The organism is Antrihabitans spumae (assembly GCF_043944905.1).
Taxonomy (GTDB): domain Bacteria; phylum Actinomycetota; class Actinomycetes; order Mycobacteriales; family Mycobacteriaceae; genus Antrihabitans; species Antrihabitans spumae.
The window spans coordinates 106,189-122,990 of sequence record NZ_JBIMSN010000029.1; the positions used below are offsets into that span (position 1 = coordinate 106,189).

Annotated in this window: 14 protein-coding genes and 1 pseudogene; 8 read left to right on the top strand and 7 right to left on the bottom strand. The window is 63.9% G+C overall.

Features of this window, described 5'->3' with window-relative positions:
- A partial coding sequence (locus ACHIRB_RS08120; protein ID WP_395127660.1) for an ISL3 family transposase occupies positions 1-816 on the top strand: 816 nt, incomplete at its 5' end.
- Positions 817-865: 49 nt separating this feature from the next.
- Here ACHIRB_RS08120 and ACHIRB_RS08125 read toward each other — a convergent pair.
- A complete protein-coding gene (locus ACHIRB_RS08125) occupies positions 866-1,990 on the bottom strand; it encodes an NAD(P)H-dependent flavin oxidoreductase (RefSeq protein WP_395112365.1) in 1,125 nt (374 codons plus the stop codon).
- Positions 1,990-3,642: an acyl-CoA synthetase gene (locus ACHIRB_RS08130; RefSeq protein WP_395126047.1), complete on the bottom strand. Its 1,653-nt coding sequence runs from the start codon at positions 3,640-3,642 to the stop codon at positions 1,990-1,992. Before ACHIRB_RS08130 ends, ACHIRB_RS08125 begins: the two co-directional genes overlap by 1 nt.
- A 79-nt stretch (positions 3,643-3,721) precedes the next feature.
- Here ACHIRB_RS08130 and ACHIRB_RS08135 point away from each other — a divergent pair, with 79 nt between their 5' ends.
- The gene (locus ACHIRB_RS08135) at positions 3,722-4,576 is read left to right on the top strand and encodes a crotonase/enoyl-CoA hydratase family protein (RefSeq protein WP_395112362.1); all 855 of its coding nucleotides are present in this window, start codon (positions 3,722-3,724) and stop codon (positions 4,574-4,576) included.
- Positions 4,577-4,589: 13 nt separating this feature from the next.
- Here the strand turns inward: ACHIRB_RS08135 and ACHIRB_RS08140 are convergent, their stop codons facing one another.
- The 4 genes from ACHIRB_RS08140 to ACHIRB_RS08155 all read right to left on the bottom strand — a co-directional run bounded on the left by ACHIRB_RS08140 (position 4,590) and on the right by ACHIRB_RS08155 (position 9,095).
- Positions 4,590-6,020 (bottom strand): MFS transporter, encoded by a 1,431-nt coding sequence (locus ACHIRB_RS08140; protein ID WP_395126046.1) that lies wholly within the window; start codon positions 6,018-6,020, stop codon positions 4,590-4,592.
- 270 nt (positions 6,021-6,290) lie between these two features.
- Positions 6,291-6,449 (bottom strand): hypothetical protein, encoded by a 159-nt coding sequence (locus tag ACHIRB_RS08145; protein WP_395126045.1) that lies wholly within the window; start codon positions 6,447-6,449, stop codon positions 6,291-6,293.
- A 13-nt stretch (positions 6,450-6,462) separates the two neighbouring features.
- The gene (locus ACHIRB_RS08150; protein WP_395126044.1) at positions 6,463-8,025 is read right to left on the bottom strand and encodes an acyl-CoA synthetase; all 1,563 of its coding nucleotides are present in this window, start codon (positions 8,023-8,025) and stop codon (positions 6,463-6,465) included.
- A 29-nt stretch (positions 8,026-8,054) separates the two neighbouring features.
- The gene (locus tag ACHIRB_RS08155) at positions 8,055-9,095 is read right to left on the bottom strand and encodes an LLM class F420-dependent oxidoreductase (RefSeq protein WP_199705123.1); all 1,041 of its coding nucleotides are present in this window, start codon (positions 9,093-9,095) and stop codon (positions 8,055-8,057) included.
- Positions 9,096-9,169: 74 nt separating this feature from the next.
- On the opposite strand from ACHIRB_RS08155, the gene ACHIRB_RS08160 reads away from it, so the two are divergent.
- The 6 genes and pseudogenes from ACHIRB_RS08160 (at position 9,170) to ACHIRB_RS08185 (ending at position 15,167) form a co-directional block, all read left to right on the top strand.
- Positions 9,170-10,177: a Zn-ribbon domain-containing OB-fold protein gene (locus ACHIRB_RS08160; protein WP_395126043.1), complete on the top strand. Its 1,008-nt coding sequence runs from the start codon at positions 9,170-9,172 to the stop codon at positions 10,175-10,177.
- Between the two features lie 8 nt (positions 10,178-10,185).
- Complete coding sequence (locus tag ACHIRB_RS08165; RefSeq protein ID WP_395126042.1) at positions 10,186-11,235, top strand: thiolase domain-containing protein; 1,050 nt, start codon at positions 10,186-10,188, stop codon at positions 11,233-11,235.
- A complete protein-coding gene (locus ACHIRB_RS08170) occupies positions 11,232-12,425 on the top strand; it encodes a thiolase domain-containing protein (RefSeq protein ID WP_395126041.1) in 1,194 nt (397 codons plus the stop codon). Before ACHIRB_RS08165 ends, ACHIRB_RS08170 begins: the two co-directional genes overlap by 4 nt.
- Positions 12,422-13,294: a TIGR03619 family F420-dependent LLM class oxidoreductase gene (locus ACHIRB_RS08175; protein WP_395126040.1), complete on the top strand. Its 873-nt coding sequence runs from the start codon at positions 12,422-12,424 to the stop codon at positions 13,292-13,294. The genes ACHIRB_RS08170 and ACHIRB_RS08175 overlap by 4 nt, the downstream gene beginning before the upstream one ends.
- 3 nt (positions 13,295-13,297) lie before the next feature.
- Complete coding sequence (locus ACHIRB_RS08180) at positions 13,298-13,711, top strand: nuclear transport factor 2 family protein (protein ID WP_395126039.1); 414 nt, start codon at positions 13,298-13,300, stop codon at positions 13,709-13,711.
- 239 nt (positions 13,712-13,950) lie between these two features.
- A pseudogene (locus ACHIRB_RS08185) lies at positions 13,951-15,167 on the top strand (IS110 family RNA-guided transposase).
- A gap of 132 nt (positions 15,168-15,299) precedes the next feature.
- Here ACHIRB_RS08185 and ACHIRB_RS08190 read toward each other — a convergent pair.
- Positions 15,300-16,709, bottom strand: coding sequence for an ankyrin repeat domain-containing protein (locus ACHIRB_RS08190; RefSeq protein ID WP_395112355.1), 1,410 nt, complete (start codon positions 16,707-16,709; stop codon positions 15,300-15,302).
- Positions 16,710-16,802: the final 93 nt, after the last annotated feature.

Sequence of the window (16,802 nt, forward strand, 5' to 3'; positions counted from 1 at the left end):
GCCTACAAGAAAGGCCATAAATATCTGACGGTGGTCGTCGATCACGACACCGGCAGGTTGGTGTGGGCGGCGGAGGGCCGAGACAAAGCGACGCTGCACAAGTTTTTCGATGAGCTCGGCCGAGAACGGACGTCGAAGCTGACCCATATCAGTGCTGATGGTGCGTCGTGGATTGCGGCGGTGCTGGTCGCGCGGTGTCCGGAGGCGGTTCGGTGTGCTGACCCGTTCCATGTGGTGGCGTGGGCGAATCAGGCGCTCGACACGGTGCGGCGAGCGGCGTGGAACCGGTTACGCAACCGTGCTGCATCGGTGGGGCCGCCGTCGGCGGCAGGCAAATTCAAGTCGCGTAGCGCGCCGTCTAAAACTCCGGCTGCGACGGTGAAGAAGACGCGGTGGGCGTTGGTGAAGAAACCGCAGGACCTGACAGACAATCAGAAGGCGGCGTTGGCGTGGATCGAGGTCAACGATCGGCAGCTGCACCGCGCGTACCGGCTCAAGGAGGCGCTGCGGTTGGTGTTTGCGTTACCGCATGAGCAGGCTGTTGTTGCACTCGACGCCTGGATCAGCTGGGCGCGTCGCTGCCGGATCCCGGCGTTCGTGGCGTTGCAGAAGACGATCGTCAAACACCGTCCTCAGATCCTGGCATCGATCGAGCACCACATGTCCAACGGCCGCGTCGAATCGGTCAACACCAAGATCAAGTTGATCACCCGACGCGGCTTCGGATTCCACAGCGCCGACGCTGTCGTCGCCCTCGCCATGCTCAGCCTCGGAGGAGTCCTACCTCAATTACCTGGCCGAAAGACCCACGGATAGAGCACAAGAGCCCGAAAAAGACTCACGAGGCGCGTAGCGCCCACGGGAACTAGCGGGCCGCTGCCGTGGCGATTCGTGTTGCAGCGCTGTCGAATCCGCTGACCAACTCTGCCATCACGTCGGCGACGGGTCTGATCTCGTTCATCCGTCCGACGATCTGACCGACCGGCATCGCGACCACTTCCGGATCCGACGAGTCGGCAATCCGACGATGCGCGTCACTGACCAAGATGTTCTGCAACGGCATCGGAAGTGGGCTCGGCGCATCGGGTTTCGACCACGCATCGGTCCACTTCGTCTTCAGCAATCGGGCAGGCTTGCCGGAGAAGATCCTGGTCCTGACGGTGTCTGCCGACGTTGCCCCGAGCAGTGCGCGCTGTACGACGGACGGCCCGTCGGACCCTGCGGCACTGCCGAGCTTGTACTCCGAGCAGGTCAGCCAGTACGAGCCCATCCACACACCCTGGGCGCCGAGCGCAAGCGCTGCCGCCACCTGCCTACCGCTACCGATGCCGCCTGCGGCAAGCACGTGCGCGTCGTCGCCGACCGCGTCGACGATCTCCGGCACCAACACCATCGAGGCGATCTCACCGGTGTGGCCACCGGCCTCGTAGCCCTGGGCGATCACGATGTCGACGCCGTTCTCGACGTGATGGCGGGCATGGGACACCGCACCGGCGAGAGCTGCGACAGGCACACCACGTTCGTGCGCCTGATCGATGACGTCCTTCGGCGGCGACCCGAGTGCGTTGGCGATAAGCGCGATCGGGTGCCGCAGTGCGACGTCGACGTGCGCGCGAGCGACCGAGTGCAGCCAGCCGAGCACTCCTGCCGCATGTTCGACGCCGGTGGCGAGCGGTGGCACCCCGAGGTCGTTCAGAGTCCTGTCGACGAAGGCGCGATGCTCGTCGGGGATCATCGCGTCGAGGTCCATCGACGTACCTTCGGTCGGGACCTTTGCCGGCATCACGATGTCGACGCCGTAGGGCTTGCCGTCGGTGTTGTTGTCCATCCAGACGAGGACGGCCTCCAACTCCTCTGGGTCGTTGAAGCGCACACAACCGAGTACACCGAGTCCGCCCGCTCGACTGATCGCAGCGGCGACGTGCTCGGACGGGGTGAAGCCGAAGATCGGGTACTCGATGCCGAACTTGTCGCACAGCTCGGTCCTCATCAGCTCGAACTCCCGGCCGTAGTCTGTGCCCGCAGGTGGTCGTCGGCTTCCCGTCCTTCGGTCTGTTCCTTGGCCCAGCGGTAGTCGGGCTTCCCCGCGGGCGACCTCTTGATCTCGTCGACGAACCACACGCTGCGTGGAACCTTGTACGACGCGATCTGGGTGCGGCAGGTCTCGACCAGTTCTTCCAACCGCGGCCGAACCCCTTCGCGCAGTTGGACGACGGCTGCGACGCGCTCACCGAATCGTTCGTCGGGCACACCGACCACAAGGGTGTCGAACACATCCGGATGCGACTTGAGAGCGCCTTCGACTTCCTCAGGGAAGATCTTCTCGCCGCCGCTGTTGATCGACATCGAGCCGCGACCGAGCATCGTCACCGTTCCGTCGGCTTCGACGCGCGCATAGTCGCCGGGGATCGAGTAGCGGACGCCGTTATATTCGACGAACGTCGCCTTGGTCTTCGCTTCGTCCTTGTAGTAGCCGAGCGGGATGTGGCCCTTGCGCGCGATCACCCCGATCACGTCCGAGCCCGGTTCGACGGGGTTGCCTGCCTCGTCGAGGACGGTGGTCGACGCGTCGATCTTCACACGCGGTCCCCCGTTGTGCTCACCACCCTTGGTGACCATGCTCAGCCCACCGAAACCGGTCTCCGAGCTGCCGATCGAGTCGGTGATCATCCGATTCGGGAGCAGTTCGCAGAACTTGTCCTTGAGGCTCGGCGAGAACAGCGCTGCGCTGCTTGCGATCACCCAGAGCGACGAAAGGTCGTACGGCTTACCGGTTTCCGGGTTGCCCTCGATGAGTGCGTCGGCCATCGGTCGCGCCATCGCATCGCCGGTGATGAACATCAGGTTGATGCCGAGTTTGTCGATCAGTTGCCACACGCCGTGTGCGTCGAACTCGGGGTGCATCACGGTGCGGCCGCCACCGAAGAGGCTCTGGAACGTCGCCCACTGGGCGCCGCCGTGAATCATCGGCGGGATGGGAAAACGCGTCATAGGCGGATTCGCTGCGCCGGCTTTCGCGAGCTCCCATTCGTTCTCGACGTACACGCCGGTGATGAAGTTGATGCCGCCGCCGAGCACACGCCAGACGTCTTCCTGGCGCCACATGACGCCCTTCGGATTGCCGGTCGTTCCGCCGGTGTAGAGCATGTAGAGGTCGTCTGGGCTGCGCTCGCCGAAGTCGCGTTCGGGCGAGGCCTGGCTGAGCGCGTCCTCGTATTCGACTCCGGCGTACGCGAGATCGGTACCGTCTTCGACGACGACGAACGTGTTCAGCAGCGGACACCTCTCCGCGACGACGGCGACCTTGTCGGAGTATCGGCGCTCGTGTACGAGAGCCACCATGTCCGAATTTTCGAAGATGTGTTGCAACTCGTTCTCGACGTAGCGGTAGTTGACGTTGACCATCACTGCGCGCAGCTTGAACACAGCGACCATCGCCTCGACGGCTTCGATCGTGTTCCGCGAGTAGATGCCTACCTTGTCGCCGGGCTCCACCCCTTGTTCGTGCAGGTAATGCGCGAGTCTGTTGGCTCGCTCCTCGAGTTGGGCATAGGTCACCTCGCGTCGTTCATCGGCGAGCGCAACGCGCTCGGGCATCAGGTCGACGGCGTGCTCGACAAGGTCGGCGATGTTATAGGCCACGTCACAAAAATAGAACGTGTTACCGTTTCTGGCAAGACCGTAACGAGACCCAGCTCACACCGAATCGGGAGCACCAGACATGTCCACCGCTTCGACATCGACAACGACCGAACCGGACAATTCGACCGGAGCCTCTACATCGCCTGCACCGCAACCACACTGCCTGGTCGAACAGCGCGGCCACGTCCTGATCGTGACGATGAATCGTCCCGAGGCACGCAACGCGCTGTCGGGAGAAATGATGGCGATCATGCGCGACGCGTGGGATCGCGTCGACGCCGATCCGGAGATCCGGGTCGCCATCCTCACCGGCGCGGGCGGCGCTTTCTGCGCAGGCGCCGACCTCAAGGCAATGACGTCGACCCACCCCGGCGACTCGTTTTCGAGCGGTGGTTGGGACATGTCCAAGATCGAGGCGCTGCTGAAAGGACGACGGCTGACGAAGCCGCTCATCGCAGCAGTCGAGGGTCCGGCCATCGCGGGTGGTACCGAGATTTTGCAGGGCACAGATATCCGAGTCGCGGGTGAGAGCGCGAAATTCGGGGTCTCCGAGGCCAAATGGGGACTGTTCCCACTCGGCGGATCCGCAGTTCGGCTCGTTCGGCAGATTCCGTACACGATCGCGGCCGACATCCTGCTGACCGGCCGTCACATCAAGGCGCCCGAAGCCAAGGAGATCGGCCTGATCGGACACGTCGTACCGGACGGTCAGGCTCTCGAGAAGGCGCTCGAACTGGCCGAGCTGATTGCCAAGAACGGACCGCTCGCTGTCCAGGCGATCCTCAAGACGATCCGCGACACCGAAGGTATGCACGAGGAAGATGCCTTCCAGATCGATGCCCGCCTCGGCGTCGAAGTCTTCACATCCAAGGACGCCAAGGAAGGCCCCCGAGCGTTCGCGGAAAAACGTCCGCCAACGTTCGAGGGCCGATAGCTCGTACCCGCGCCTAGCGTGCGGGAACCAGCTCCTCCTTCTTGTGCGCCGGCCGTAGCGACAACACCAACGACCCCGACACCACAGCGACGACCGCCGCGAAAAGGTACGCCCGATCCGCGTGGCTCATCGCGTCGTCGATCGATACGGGCGAGCCGAGAATCGCAATGAGTGCCGCGGTTCCTATGACAGCGCCGATCTGGCGGAACGTCGCGCTCAGCGCACTCGCCGCACCGAAACGCTGCTCCGGCACGTCCGCGACCGCCGCGGCTCCCATGATGGGCAACGCCAGTCCGATGCCGATGCCGCTTGTGATCGTCCACGGCATCCAGGCGAGCAGGAAGTTCGGCTCGGACCCCACAAAGCAGAGCCCGACAACACCGAGTGCGTACAACGCGACACCGGGCAGGATGACGGCACGATGACCGAAGCGGTCGGCCAGTCGGCCGGCCGGGCGTGCGACGATCGTCGTAGCCAAAGCCCCTGGCACAGCGGCCAATCCAGCCTGCAGCACCGAGTAGTCCCAGATGCTGGTGAGGAACAGGACGTTGCCGAGAATCACCGCGAACATCGCCGTTGCGAAGACGAGCATTCCAAGGCTGCCGACTCGAAACGACTGTATGGCCATGAGGGCCGGATCGATCACGGGACGGTCGTGCTGCAGCGAACGCCACACCAACACACAACCGAGCAGAGCCGACACCGCGAACGACCCGAGCACGGCCGGACTCGTCCAGCCCCAGTTGTCACCCTCGACGAGACCGAGTGTCAACAGACCGAGCGCACCGACCGCTACGACGGACCCGATGAGGTCGGGCAGTCCGGTCGAGTCCTCGTCCCTGCTCTCCCGAAGTGTGCGAATGCCGAGCACTGCCACCAGTGCGCCGAGGGGCAGGTTGATCAGGAAGATCCAGCGCCAGTCGGCGATCTCGACCAACAGGCCGCCGACGGGCGGTCCCGATGCCGCAGCCAACGCTGCGGCGGCACTCCACACAGCAACGGCCGTGCTGCGCTGGCCGATCGGGAATTCGCGCAGGACCAACGCAAGTGACGCAGGGACGATGACAGCGGTTGCCGCGCCCTGCAGAACCCGTGCCGCGACAAGGAGTTCCAGTGTCGGGGCCACTGCGCACAGAATGCTCGAGCCGACGAAGGCTCCGATCCCGGCGAGGAACACCTTCTTGCGACCGTAGCGGTCGGCCAGCGCTCCTGCCGGAACCATCAGCGCCGCAAGAACAATGAAATAACTGTCGAGAATCCACGAGAGCTGGGATCGATCCGCGCCGGAGAAGGCCTCCGACATACTCGGAAACGCGACGTTGACGATCGTCGCATCGAGCAGGCCGATGAAGGCACCCCCCGATGCTGCGACCAGTGCGCCGATTCGCCGTCGCTTGGTCCGGCGTTCGTCGTGATCGTCTGGTGGACGCTGGTGAGATGACATGTGCCGCTCCAATAGTCGTGCTGACAGGACTATTGCGAGGTTGTCCGAATTGCACATTCGGCAGAAAGACACCTAAGGGTGGGCAAACTGTCCACCTTTCGACACTGGCATCGGTCGCCTCACGACACCATTGGCGATACACGAAAGTTGTTGTCCAACAGACGAATTAAATTAGAATAATCGACGCAATACGGGTCAGATGCGCACTTGGTTCAAAAAATGGGTTGCCCATTTTGCATGGGGACTTCTGTCCCCACAACCCGACACGGGTCAGCAGACCTTCCAAGCGCCACCCTCGCGCACAAGATCGATCGAGTCGGACAGGATGTCGTCTGGTTCGTCGACGCTGTAGTGGCGGGTTTGTGCCGAATCTTTCGCGCCGTCGACGCGAATGTCGTCGACGCTCTGCAATCGGAGCCCGAGGAACACCTCGTCGCGACTCCTATATTGCCCGCTCCTGCGCGGCCCAGTACGGATCTCGGAGTTTGCGTTTGGGCAGTTTGCCGTTCGGATCGCGCGGCAGCTCTGCCATGTAGTCGACCGACCGAGGAAGCTTGAACTTTGCCAAGCGCTCGCTCGCGAAGGCGAGCAACTCCGCCGTCAAAGCGTCGTCACCGACGACCCCGTCGACCGGTTGCACTACGGCCTTGATCTCCTCGCCCCAATCCGCATGTGGGACACCGAAAACGGCGACATCGGCAACCTTGGGATGGATTGCCAGCTGACCTTCGATCTCAGCGGGGTAGATGTTGACGCCACCGGAGATGATCATGTCCGACTTGCGGTCGCACAGATACAGGTAGCCGTCTTCGTCGAGATAACCGATGTCGCCGAGGGTGAACAGGTCGCCGACGCGGGCTTCCTCGGTCTTCTTCTTGTCGTGGTGGTACTCGAAGCTGGACCCACCCATTCGCATGTACACCTGGCCAGGCTCGCGGACCGGTAGCTCCGCACCGTCGTCGCCGAGGACCTTGATGACCGACCACGGCCACGGCTTGCCGACCGATCCCGGCTTGCGCAGCCACTCCTCGCCGTTGATCGCTGTGCCGCCGCCTTCGGTCGCCGCGTAATACTCGGTGACGACCGGTCCCCACCACTCGAGCATTCGGCGTTTCGTTTCCTGCGGGCACGGAGCGGCGCCGTGGATCATGCAGCGCAAGGACGACACGTCGTACCGGGCACGGACCTCGTCGGGCAGCGCGAGCAGGCGATGGAACTGCGTCGGGACCATGTGGCTGTGGGTGACCCGATGCCGCTCGATCAGCGCCAACATGTCCTCGGGATCCCACCGATCCATCAGGACCGCCTTGTGCCCCAACTGAATCGAGATGACGACAAAGTTCAGCACAGCGGTGTGATATAGCGGCGACCCACAGATGTGCACGTGGTCGTCGAACGGGCGGATGCCGAAGATTCCGAAGAAACCGCTCGCAGCAACGGGCACCGTGTCGGGGTCGTTGCCGGTGAGCGGACGTCGAACGCCCTTCGGCCGACCCGTTGTTCCCGACGTGTACAACATCGGACCACCTGCCGTGCGGATGTCCGGCCTGCCGACCTCGTCGGCGCCGAGATCGGACAGCGGCGTGAAGTCGTCGATCGTCCCCACCGAGAACCGTCCTCCGGCAGGCAATTCCGCTTCGTCGGCCGCATTTCTGGCGACTGCCGCGAAGCGATCGCTTGCGACGAACGCCTTCGCTTCGCTGTCCCGAAGGATGTACGCGACTTCCGGTGCCGTCAGATGCCAATTGACCGCGACGATGTACAGACCCGTCTCGAACGCCGCGAAGTAGAACGCGACGAGGTCGGCGGAGTTGTGCAGCATCATCACAACCGAATCGCCGGGCCGCAGACCCATCGCCTGCAGACCCCTGCCGTAGCGGTCGGCGGCAGCGGCCAGTTCTGCGTAGGTCGTCTCGGCGCCGCCCGGGTCGACAAGGGCGATTCGATCCGGATCGCTCGCGGCGATGTTCCACAAACCAGGTTCGACGGTATCGGTGTCGGTCACCACTCGAATCTAGAACGTGTTCTACCGACTCAGCAAGTCCCAACGACAGATGCGAGCCGCTGGAGTTGTTCGGTGTCCCCACAGGTAACCAGAAGCATGGTCACGCCGGCCGCCTCCCACACTCCGATCTCGGAGCGAACGTGCTCTGCATCCCCGATGATCATCGTCTCGGTGACCATCTCGTCCGGCACGGCCGCAACGGCCTCCGCCTTGCGTCCTTCCTGAAAAAGTCGACCGATCTCGGCAACCTCGGACTCGTAGCCCATCCGCCGGTACACCTGGGCATGGAAGTTCAACTCCGGCGCACCCATCCCACCGACGTACAGCGCAACGACGGGCTTGACGCGCGCAATCTCGGCTGCGCGGTCGTCGGTGATCACGACCTGACAGGACGCGGCGATCTCGAACTCGGCACGCGTTCGGCGCGCACCTTCGCGCGCGAAACCTTCGTCGAGCCACTCGTTGTACATCGGCGCCAAGCGCGGCGAGAAATAGATCGCCAACCAGCCGTCTGCGATCTCCGCCGTCAGCGCGACATTCTTCGGACCCTCCGAACCGAGCCATATCGGCAGGTCTGCCCGCAGCGGATGGGTGATCGGCTTGAGCGGTTTGCCGAGCCCCGTCGAACCGGCGCCCAGGTACGGGAGCGGGTAGTGCGGACCGTCGTTTCGCACCGGCGCCTCGCGAGCAAGCACCTGCCGAACGATCGAGACGTATTCACGAGTTCGCGCTAGCGGCTTCTCGAACGGCTGCCCGTACCAACCCTCGACAACCTGCGGCCCCGAGACACCCAATCCGAGTATCGCGCGCCCCCCGCTCAGGTGATCGAGCGTCAACGCGTGCATCGCGCAATTCGTCGGCGTCCGACCGGACAGCTGCGCAACCGACGTGCCGAGCCTGACTCGCTGCGTCGACGAGCCCCACCAGGCGAGTGGCGCGAACGCATCCGATCCCCAGGATTCGGCGGCGAAAACCGCGTCGAAACCGTTGGCCTCCGCCGCACCGACCAACTCACCGTGGTTCGCGGGAGGCTGCGCGCCCCAGTAGCCGAGCTGCAATCCGAGCTTCATCGTCGACCTCCACCTGAGCGGCGCTGCAACAGTGGCACTTGCCACCAGAATAAGAACCTGTTCTACTCGACTTCGTGACCATTGTGAACAGTACGGCACCAGATGTTCACCACATCGACGAGCGCGACAAGCCGCTCACTGCCCCCCTGAACGTGCAGTTCGACTACACGAGGTCCGTCGGTCCGACCATCGGCGGCTTTCTCACCGGGCTGCGGGATCGTCGCGTCGTCGGTGTCCGTGGCAGCGACGGACGTGTTCTCGTTCCACCACCCGAATTCGACGCCGTCACCCACGAACCGCTGACCGACTTCGTCGACGTCGAATCAGTCGGCACGGTGAAAACCTGGACCTGGGCGGCCGAACCGATCGACGGTCAGCCACTGGAACACCCGTTCGCCTGGGCCTTCGTACAGCTCGACGGCGCCGATTCGGCCATACTTCACGCCGTCGACGCAGGCTCGCCCGAGCGCATGAGCACCGGTATGCGGGTCCACATTCGGTGGGCCGCAGAGAGGTCGGGATCGATCCTCGACATCGCGTGCTTCGATCCCGGCGAAGCCGAGAGCAGCAGCGAAAACGATTCCGCGGCAGCGGCTTCCGAGCCGGTGACCATGATCACCACGCCGGTCAGGCTGCAGTTTCACCACTCGGCGTCCTACGAAGAGAGCTTCTACCTTCGCGGACTCGCGGAGGGCAAGCTGATCGGCGGGCGAACACATCAGGGCGCCAAGGTCTACATACCGCCCCGCGGTGCAAGTCCGACCGACGGACTGCCGACGCGCGAGCAAGTCGAACTGCCGGACAAAGGCACCATCACCACGTTCTGCATCGTCAACGTGCCCTTCCTCGGCCAACGCATCAAGCCGCCCTACATCGCCGCGTACGTCTTGCTCGACGGCGCCGACATCGCGTTCCTGCACCTGATTCTGGATTGCGATCCAGCAGAGGTGCGCATGGGCATGCGCGTCGAGGCGGTTTGGAAACCGCAGGACCAGTGGGGTTTCACGCTGGAGAACATCGACCACTTCCGCCCGTCCGGCGAACCGGATGCGGAATACGACACCTACAAACACCACCTCTGAGGAGCCCCATGACCGACGTTGCGATAGTCGGCTTCGCGCACGCTCCCCATGTTCGCGAGACGGATGGCACGACCAACGGCGTCGAGATGCTGGTCCCCTGCTTCCAACAGCTCTACCGCGAACTGGGAATCACCAAGGCAGACATCGGCTTCTGGTGCTCGGGGTCGTCCGACTACCTGGCAGGTCGAGCCTTCTCGTTCATCTCCGCGATCGACGCCATCGGCGCTGTGCCACCGATCAACGAGTCACACGTGGAGATGGACGCCGCCTGGGCGCTGTACGAGGCCTGGATCAAGATAAAGACCGGCGAGGTGGACACCGCGCTGGTCTACGGCTTCGGCAAGTCCTCCGCCGGTCTGCTCCGCAAAGTCCTTGCCATGCAACTCGATCCGTACACCGTCGGACCACTGTGGCCCGACTCGATAGCCCTTGCCGGCTTGCAAGCGCGCGCGGGCATCGACGCCGGGAAGTGGACGGAACGGTCGATGGCCGAAGTCGCATTCGGGAGTTCGCAAGCAGTACAAGGCATCCGAAGAGGGCCCGTCGACATCGACGCACTCCTCTCGGGTCCCTATGTGGCAGATCCACTTCGCAGACACGACTGCGCACCGATCACCGATGGCGCCGCCGCGATCGTCCTCGCCTCCGGTGACAGAGCACGAGAACTGTGCGCCCGGCCGGCCTGGATCAGCGGGATCGAACACCGCATCGACTCCCCGAACATCGGTGCGCGTGACCTCACCATCGCGCCCTCGGCGGCAGCCGCCGCAGCCGCCGCATCGGGTGGTGACACCAGCTACGACATCGCGGAGATATACGCACCGTTCACCCACCAGCAGCTGATCCTCACCGAAGCATTCGGACTGGACGACCGTACGATCGTCAACCCCTCGGGCGGCCCGCTCGCAGCCAACCCGATGTTCGCCGCAGGGCTCGAGCGCCTCGGTTTCGCAGCGCAGCAGATCATTTCGGGCACCGCAGGACGAGCTCTCGCGCACGCAACCAGCGGTCCGCTGCTGCAGCACAACCTCGTCGCAGTTCTGGAGGCAGAGCAATGACCAAAGCGCTTGCGGCGGTGCTCGGCACCGGCCAGACCCATTACGTCGCCAAGCGGCACGACGTCACGATGTCGGGAATGTGCCGTGAGGCGATCGACCGCGCCATGTCGGACGCCGACGTCACGTGGGACGACATCGACGCAGTAGTGGTCGGCAAGGCGCCCGACCTCTTCGAAGGCGTGATGATGCCCGAGCTCTTCATGGCCGATGCCTTGGGCGCCACCGGCAAACCGCTGATCCGGGTGCACACGGCCGGTTCGGTCGGCGGGTCCACCGGAGTGGTCGCGGCAAGTCTCGTCCAGGCCGGTGTGCACAAGCGGGTTCTCGCCGTCGCGTGGGAGAAGCAGTCCGAGTCGAATGCCATGTGGGCGTTGTCGATTCCCGTGCCCTTCAACATGCCCGTCGGCGCGGGTGCCGGCGGATATTTCGCGCCGCACGTCCGCAGCTACATCCGCCGCTCCGGTGCACCCGACCACGTCGGTGCGATGGTCGCCGTGAAGGACCGCCGCAACGGCAGCATCAATCCCTATGCGCACCTGAAGCAGCCGGAGATCACGCTCGAATCGGTTCAGTCGTCACAGATGCTGTGGGACCCGATCCGCTACGACGAGACCTGCCCGTCTTCCGATGGCGCCTGTGCCTTGGTGATCGGCGACGAGGAGTCCGCGCGTCGAGTCGAGGACGGAGGTCGGAAGGTGGCCTGGGTGCACGCAACGGCCATGCGGACCGAACCGACGACGTTTGCAGGCCGCGATCAAGTGAACCCGCAGGCAGGCAAAGACGCGGCAGCCGCATTGTGGAGTGCCGCAGGCATTACCGACCCGCTCGCCGAAATCGATGTCGCCGAAATCTACGTCCCCTTCTCCTGGTTCGAACCGATGTGGTTGGAAAACCTCGGATTCGTACCTGAAGGCCAAGGTTGGAAGCTGACGGCCGCTGGCGAAACCGAGCGCGGCGGCAGGTTGCCCGTCAACCCGTCTGGCGGCGTGCTGTCGTCCAATCCAATTGGAGCATCGGGTCTGATTCGCTTCGCGGAAGCAGCGATGCAGGTTATGGGGCGCGCGGGCGATCACCAGGTGACCGATGCCAAGAAAGCATTCGGTCACGCGTACGGCGGTGGTTCGCAATACTTCTCGATGTGGGTGGTCGGCTCCGAGCGCCCCGAAACGAACGGAAGCCGGCCCGCATGAAGTTCACACTCGGCATCGCGATGAGTCCGCTCGATCAACTAACAGAGCTTGCCAAAACCGCCGAAGAATGCGGCTTCGCGTCCATTGCGCTGCCCGACTCGTTGTTCTACATGGAGACGGCGGCAGAGAAATACCCGTACACCCCCGACGGTTCACGGATGTGGAACGCCGACACGCCATGGGTCGATCCGTTGATCGGCGCAACCGCAATGGCTGCCGTGACAACGACATTGCGGTTCTACAGCAACGTGCTCAAGCTCGGCTCCAGAAATCCGCTGCTGCTGGCGCGACAACTCGGCTCGGTAGCGGCGATGACGGGAAATCGGTTCGGCTTCGGCGTCGGAATAGGCTGGGCACCAGAGGAATTCGAGTGGTGCGGTGCGCCGTACGCCAAGCGCGGCGCCCGTGTCGACGAAATGATCGAGGTGATCAAACTCGTTCTCGGCGGCGGAATGGTCGAATTCCATGGCGAGTTCTTCGATTTCGACAAACTGCAGATAAGTCCTACACCGACACAGCCTGTTCCGTTCTACGTCGGCGGCCACACCGGGCCCGCGCTACGCAGAGCAGCAAAGGTAGGCGACGGCTGGTGTTCGGCGATGATGACATTCGACGACCTCGTTTCGACGAAAGCCGAATTGGATCGTCTGCGTGCGGAATACGGTCGGGCAGACGAACCTTTCGAAATTCAAGCTGTGTGCATCGACAGGTTCGATACCGCGGGCTACGAGGAGATGGACGCAGCGGGAATCACCGACGCGATTGTCGTGCCGTGGCTTTTCGACGGCGTTGCCTTCGACGGACCATTGGAGGCGAAGCAGGACTCGTTGCGAAAGTTCGCCGCTGTCAACATCTCCGGGCAGGCGTGATCGATGACCGTCGAACAACACCCGGCGCGCGCAGCAGGACTCGCATCGCAGGCAGCCGTTCGCGCGAAGGACAAGGAGAGTTGGCTCGACCTTTTCGCCGCGGAGGGCTCTGTCGAAGATCCGGTCGGGCGTTCGGGTTTCGACCCCGACGGTACTGGCCATCACGGCCGTGAGGCCATAGGCAAGTTCTGGGACATGAGCATCGGTACCACCGAGTCCATCGAGTTCCTGTTCGACGACTCGTTCGCGTGCGGTAGCGAGGCCGTGTTCACCGGGACGATCAGGTCGGTGGTCGGCGGCATGGTGATCGACGCCGAAGGTGTCTTCACCTATCGCGTGGACGAGAGTGGCAAAATCCTTGCACTGCGCGCCTTCTGGGAGATCGAGCGCGCAATGCGCACCGCACACAAAGTCTGATTTCCTTAACGTCGTTGCCGGGCATCGCGGGACCTCGGACGTAGGTTCGAAGATGCCTGGGGACACCGGATATGGCTTTTTTGTTTTCGCTGATCGATGGCCGGAAGGGAATGGCCACCCGGTGTCCTCGACGACTCGACCGCTCATTGAGAGATGCGACGCGATCGCTGTTTAAGGACACGACGGGGCAGTCGTCCGCCAGGTACGTACGTCGGAAACCGAACGGGAGAGTGAAATAAGTGAACTCTTTGTGGGTGGGCGTCGATGCGGGCAAACAGCATCACCACGCTGTGGCGATCGACGCCGACGGATCAGAAAGTTGTCGCGCCGAGTTGCGAACGACGAAGCCAGCTTGGTGGAGCTGGTCGATACGGTCGGACGAATCGCGATGGATGGGCAGGTCACATGGGCGGTGGATCTGAACTCCGGTGGTGCAGCGATGCTTATTGCTGTGCTGATCGCACGTGGTGAGCAGGTGCTGTACATCCCTGGTCGGATCGTCCATCACGCCGCAGGTGGCTATCGGGGCGACGGGAAAACGGACGCGAAGGACGCCGCGATCATTGCCGACCAGGCTCGCATGCGGCGTGATCTGCAGCCGATGCGTGTTGACGACGAGATCAGCAGTGAGCTGGCCATCCTGACCTCGCGGCGCACCGACCTCATGCGGGATCGCACGCGGGCGATCAATCGACTCCGAGCGCTACTCAGCATGTACTTTCCGGCCCTTGAACGTGCTCTCGACATCAGCAACGTCAAGGGTGCGATCATCTTGCTCACCGGGCACCAGACACCGGACGGTCTCCGGCGGGTGGGGCACGCGCGGCTCGAATCGTGGCTGCGAAAGAACAAGGCGTACAACGCATCCGGTCTCGCACAGTTGGCGATCGACGCGGCACGGTCCCAACACACACGGGTGCCCGGCCAGGACGCCGCGGGGGCGACGGTCGCGAAGTGGGCGCATCACATCAGATATCTCGACCGGGAGATGGCTGAGGTGGACCGAGATATCGAGACGCGGTTCCGGCGCCACCGCAAGGCTGCGGTCATCGAATCGATGCCTGGGTTCGGCCCGCTGCTCGGAGCCGAGTTGCTCGCCGCGACAGGGGGCGACGTCTCGGTGTTCGGCACTGCGGACCGGTTCTCCGCCGTGGCCGGCCTCGCGCCGGTCCCACGCGACTCGGGCCGGGTCAGCGGTAACTTGCACCGCCCGCGACGGTACGACCGGCGATTGCTGCGGACGGCGTATCTCTCGGCGCAACTGAGCATCCGATCGTGCGCGGAGTCTCGGATCTACTACGACCGCAAACGAGCTGAAGGCAAGCGGCATACCCAGGCCGTGCTGGCGCTGGCCCGCCGCAGATCGAACGTGCTGTGGGCGATGCTGCGCGACGATATCCCGTATCGACCCGCACCGAAGCCCGCGCAACCCCCTCCCGCTCGCGCCGCGGCCTGAACCGACTATCTGATGCGGCCCGTCGAGCAGTCGTGTTCGCCGATCTTCGGCGAAACCGAGTCGTCGCCAGGGGCGCACCGTTGGGTGTGGTGTCCGGCGCGTCGTAGACCACTAGCGCCGCACAAGCAGCGTCTAGCTGGTCTCGTCGGGAGTCGCGGAAGGTAGCGGGTTCGCGGTTCGTTGTTCGATCCATCGTGTTACCTCGTGCGCCCCTGACCGTTCGGCGGCTGCGAGGGGTGTCAGTCCGTCGTATCCGATCCAGTCGATGTCGGCACCGTGATGGAGAAGGAGTGCGGCGGTGGCGATCTGACCTCCGTGACATGCGCCCCAGAAGCTGCTGGTGATGTTCTCCTCGGTGGGACCGCCGGTGTCGAGTTGACGTTCGACCTCGGATTCGAGGCCGAGGGCAGCTGCCTCGAACAGATTGGTCGATGCTCCGCGTTCGACGAGTCGGTGGGCTGCGGCCCACTGTCCGAATGCGGTCGCATCAGCCAGCGGCGTCCCTCCGGCGATGACCGCGCCGGCCGCGTCTATGTCGGCGCCTGCGTCGAGTAGTGCGTCGATGGCGGCAACGTCGTCGCTGCTCGCTGCCCAGTGCAACGGTGTCTCGTGATGATGCTCGCCGAGGCTGGGGGCGTTGGGATCTGCGCCGGCCGAGACGAGGGTTGTGATGGATTCCGCGACATTCGGGAAGTGGCCTGGCCAGTCGGTGGCCACATGCAGCAAGGTGCGCCCCTCGTGTCGAGGCAGACGAACAGTGGCGAGTTCGGGTGTCGCGGCAAGCAGCCGGCGGAGCGTTTCGACGTCGCCCACTCGGATCGCGGCGACGGCGGACTCGTGTGTCGGGCTGTCGACCAATGCGTCGAGAATCCATCGGTCTGCGGGGACACCGCTGGGGCTGCCGTTCGATGACGGGTACAGCCGGCACTGCAACCCGTATCGATCCGATCCGTCGGACGAGGCCGACGGTGACGGTGTCTCGGTGTCCGGCGCGACGTCGCGTCCATTGACCCGCACGGTGGGTGAGCCGAGAAACCGGGTGGCGTGGGCCTGCTCGACGGTCTGGATCTCGTTGAGTGTCAGGGTGGCGGTGATGTCGTGTTGCTCGAGAAGGTCGTACAGATGCGGCAGGAGCTGTTCGTGGTGTGGGCAGCCCTGGACATAGAGCACTTCGATGGTCGGCGGCCCGTCCAGAATGCAGATCTCCGCGATCAGGCTGTCGCGCAACGTCATTCGGACTGTCATCTCGGGCGGGTAGTCATCGGGATCGGGTGCCGAGACCTGGACCCGGGCGGTGAAGACGTTCCCGCGGTGGGTGTCGGCGGGTTCCACACCGTTCAGCCGAAGGGTGATCCCACCCGCGAGCAGGCCGGCGTAATGGTCACCCACTTGATCGCGATCGGTGCATTCGTTGCCCGTGCCACGTTGCTCTCCTCCCCACCTCACATCCGCTGTCAGTAGCGCGGTGAATGCGTCGCGGGTGCGGGCGGCGAGTGCGGATTCGAGGTCCTCGTACCAGGAGTGTCGCGATGACTCGGTCATGTTCGATGTCCTGACGCAGCGGGTGCCGCCCGCGTGATTCGGCGGCTCCCTCGTTCGGCCTTGTGCACACCACTGTCCCATTCCCAGATGACC

Bases quoted from the DNA above. Each gene is read 5' to 3' on its own strand.
- ACHIRB_RS08165 (WP_395126042.1), top strand. From the start codon at position 10,186: ATGACCGACGTTGCGATAGTCGGCTTCGCGCACGCTCCCCATGTTCGC.
- ACHIRB_RS08140 (WP_395126046.1), bottom strand. From the start codon at position 6,020: ATGTCATCTCACCAGCGTCCACCAGACGATCACGACGAACGCCGGACC.
- ACHIRB_RS08155 (WP_199705123.1), bottom strand. From the start codon at position 9,095: ATGAAGCTCGGATTGCAGCTCGGCTACTGGGGCGCGCAGCCTCCCGCG.
- ACHIRB_RS08125 (WP_395112365.1), bottom strand. From the start codon at position 1,990: ATGAGGACCGAGCTGTGCGACAAGTTCGGCATCGAGTACCCGATCTTC.
- ACHIRB_RS08180 (WP_395126039.1), top strand. From the start codon at position 13,298: ATGACCGTCGAACAACACCCGGCGCGCGCAGCAGGACTCGCATCGCAG.
- ACHIRB_RS08175 (WP_395126040.1), top strand. From the start codon at position 12,422: ATGAAGTTCACACTCGGCATCGCGATGAGTCCGCTCGATCAACTAACA.
- ACHIRB_RS08135 (WP_395112362.1), top strand. From the start codon at position 3,722: ATGTCCACCGCTTCGACATCGACAACGACCGAACCGGACAATTCGACC.
- ACHIRB_RS08190 (WP_395112355.1), bottom strand. From the start codon at position 16,709: ATGACCGAGTCATCGCGACACTCCTGGTACGAGGACCTCGAATCCGCA.
- ACHIRB_RS08170 (WP_395126041.1), top strand. From the start codon at position 11,232: ATGACCAAAGCGCTTGCGGCGGTGCTCGGCACCGGCCAGACCCATTAC.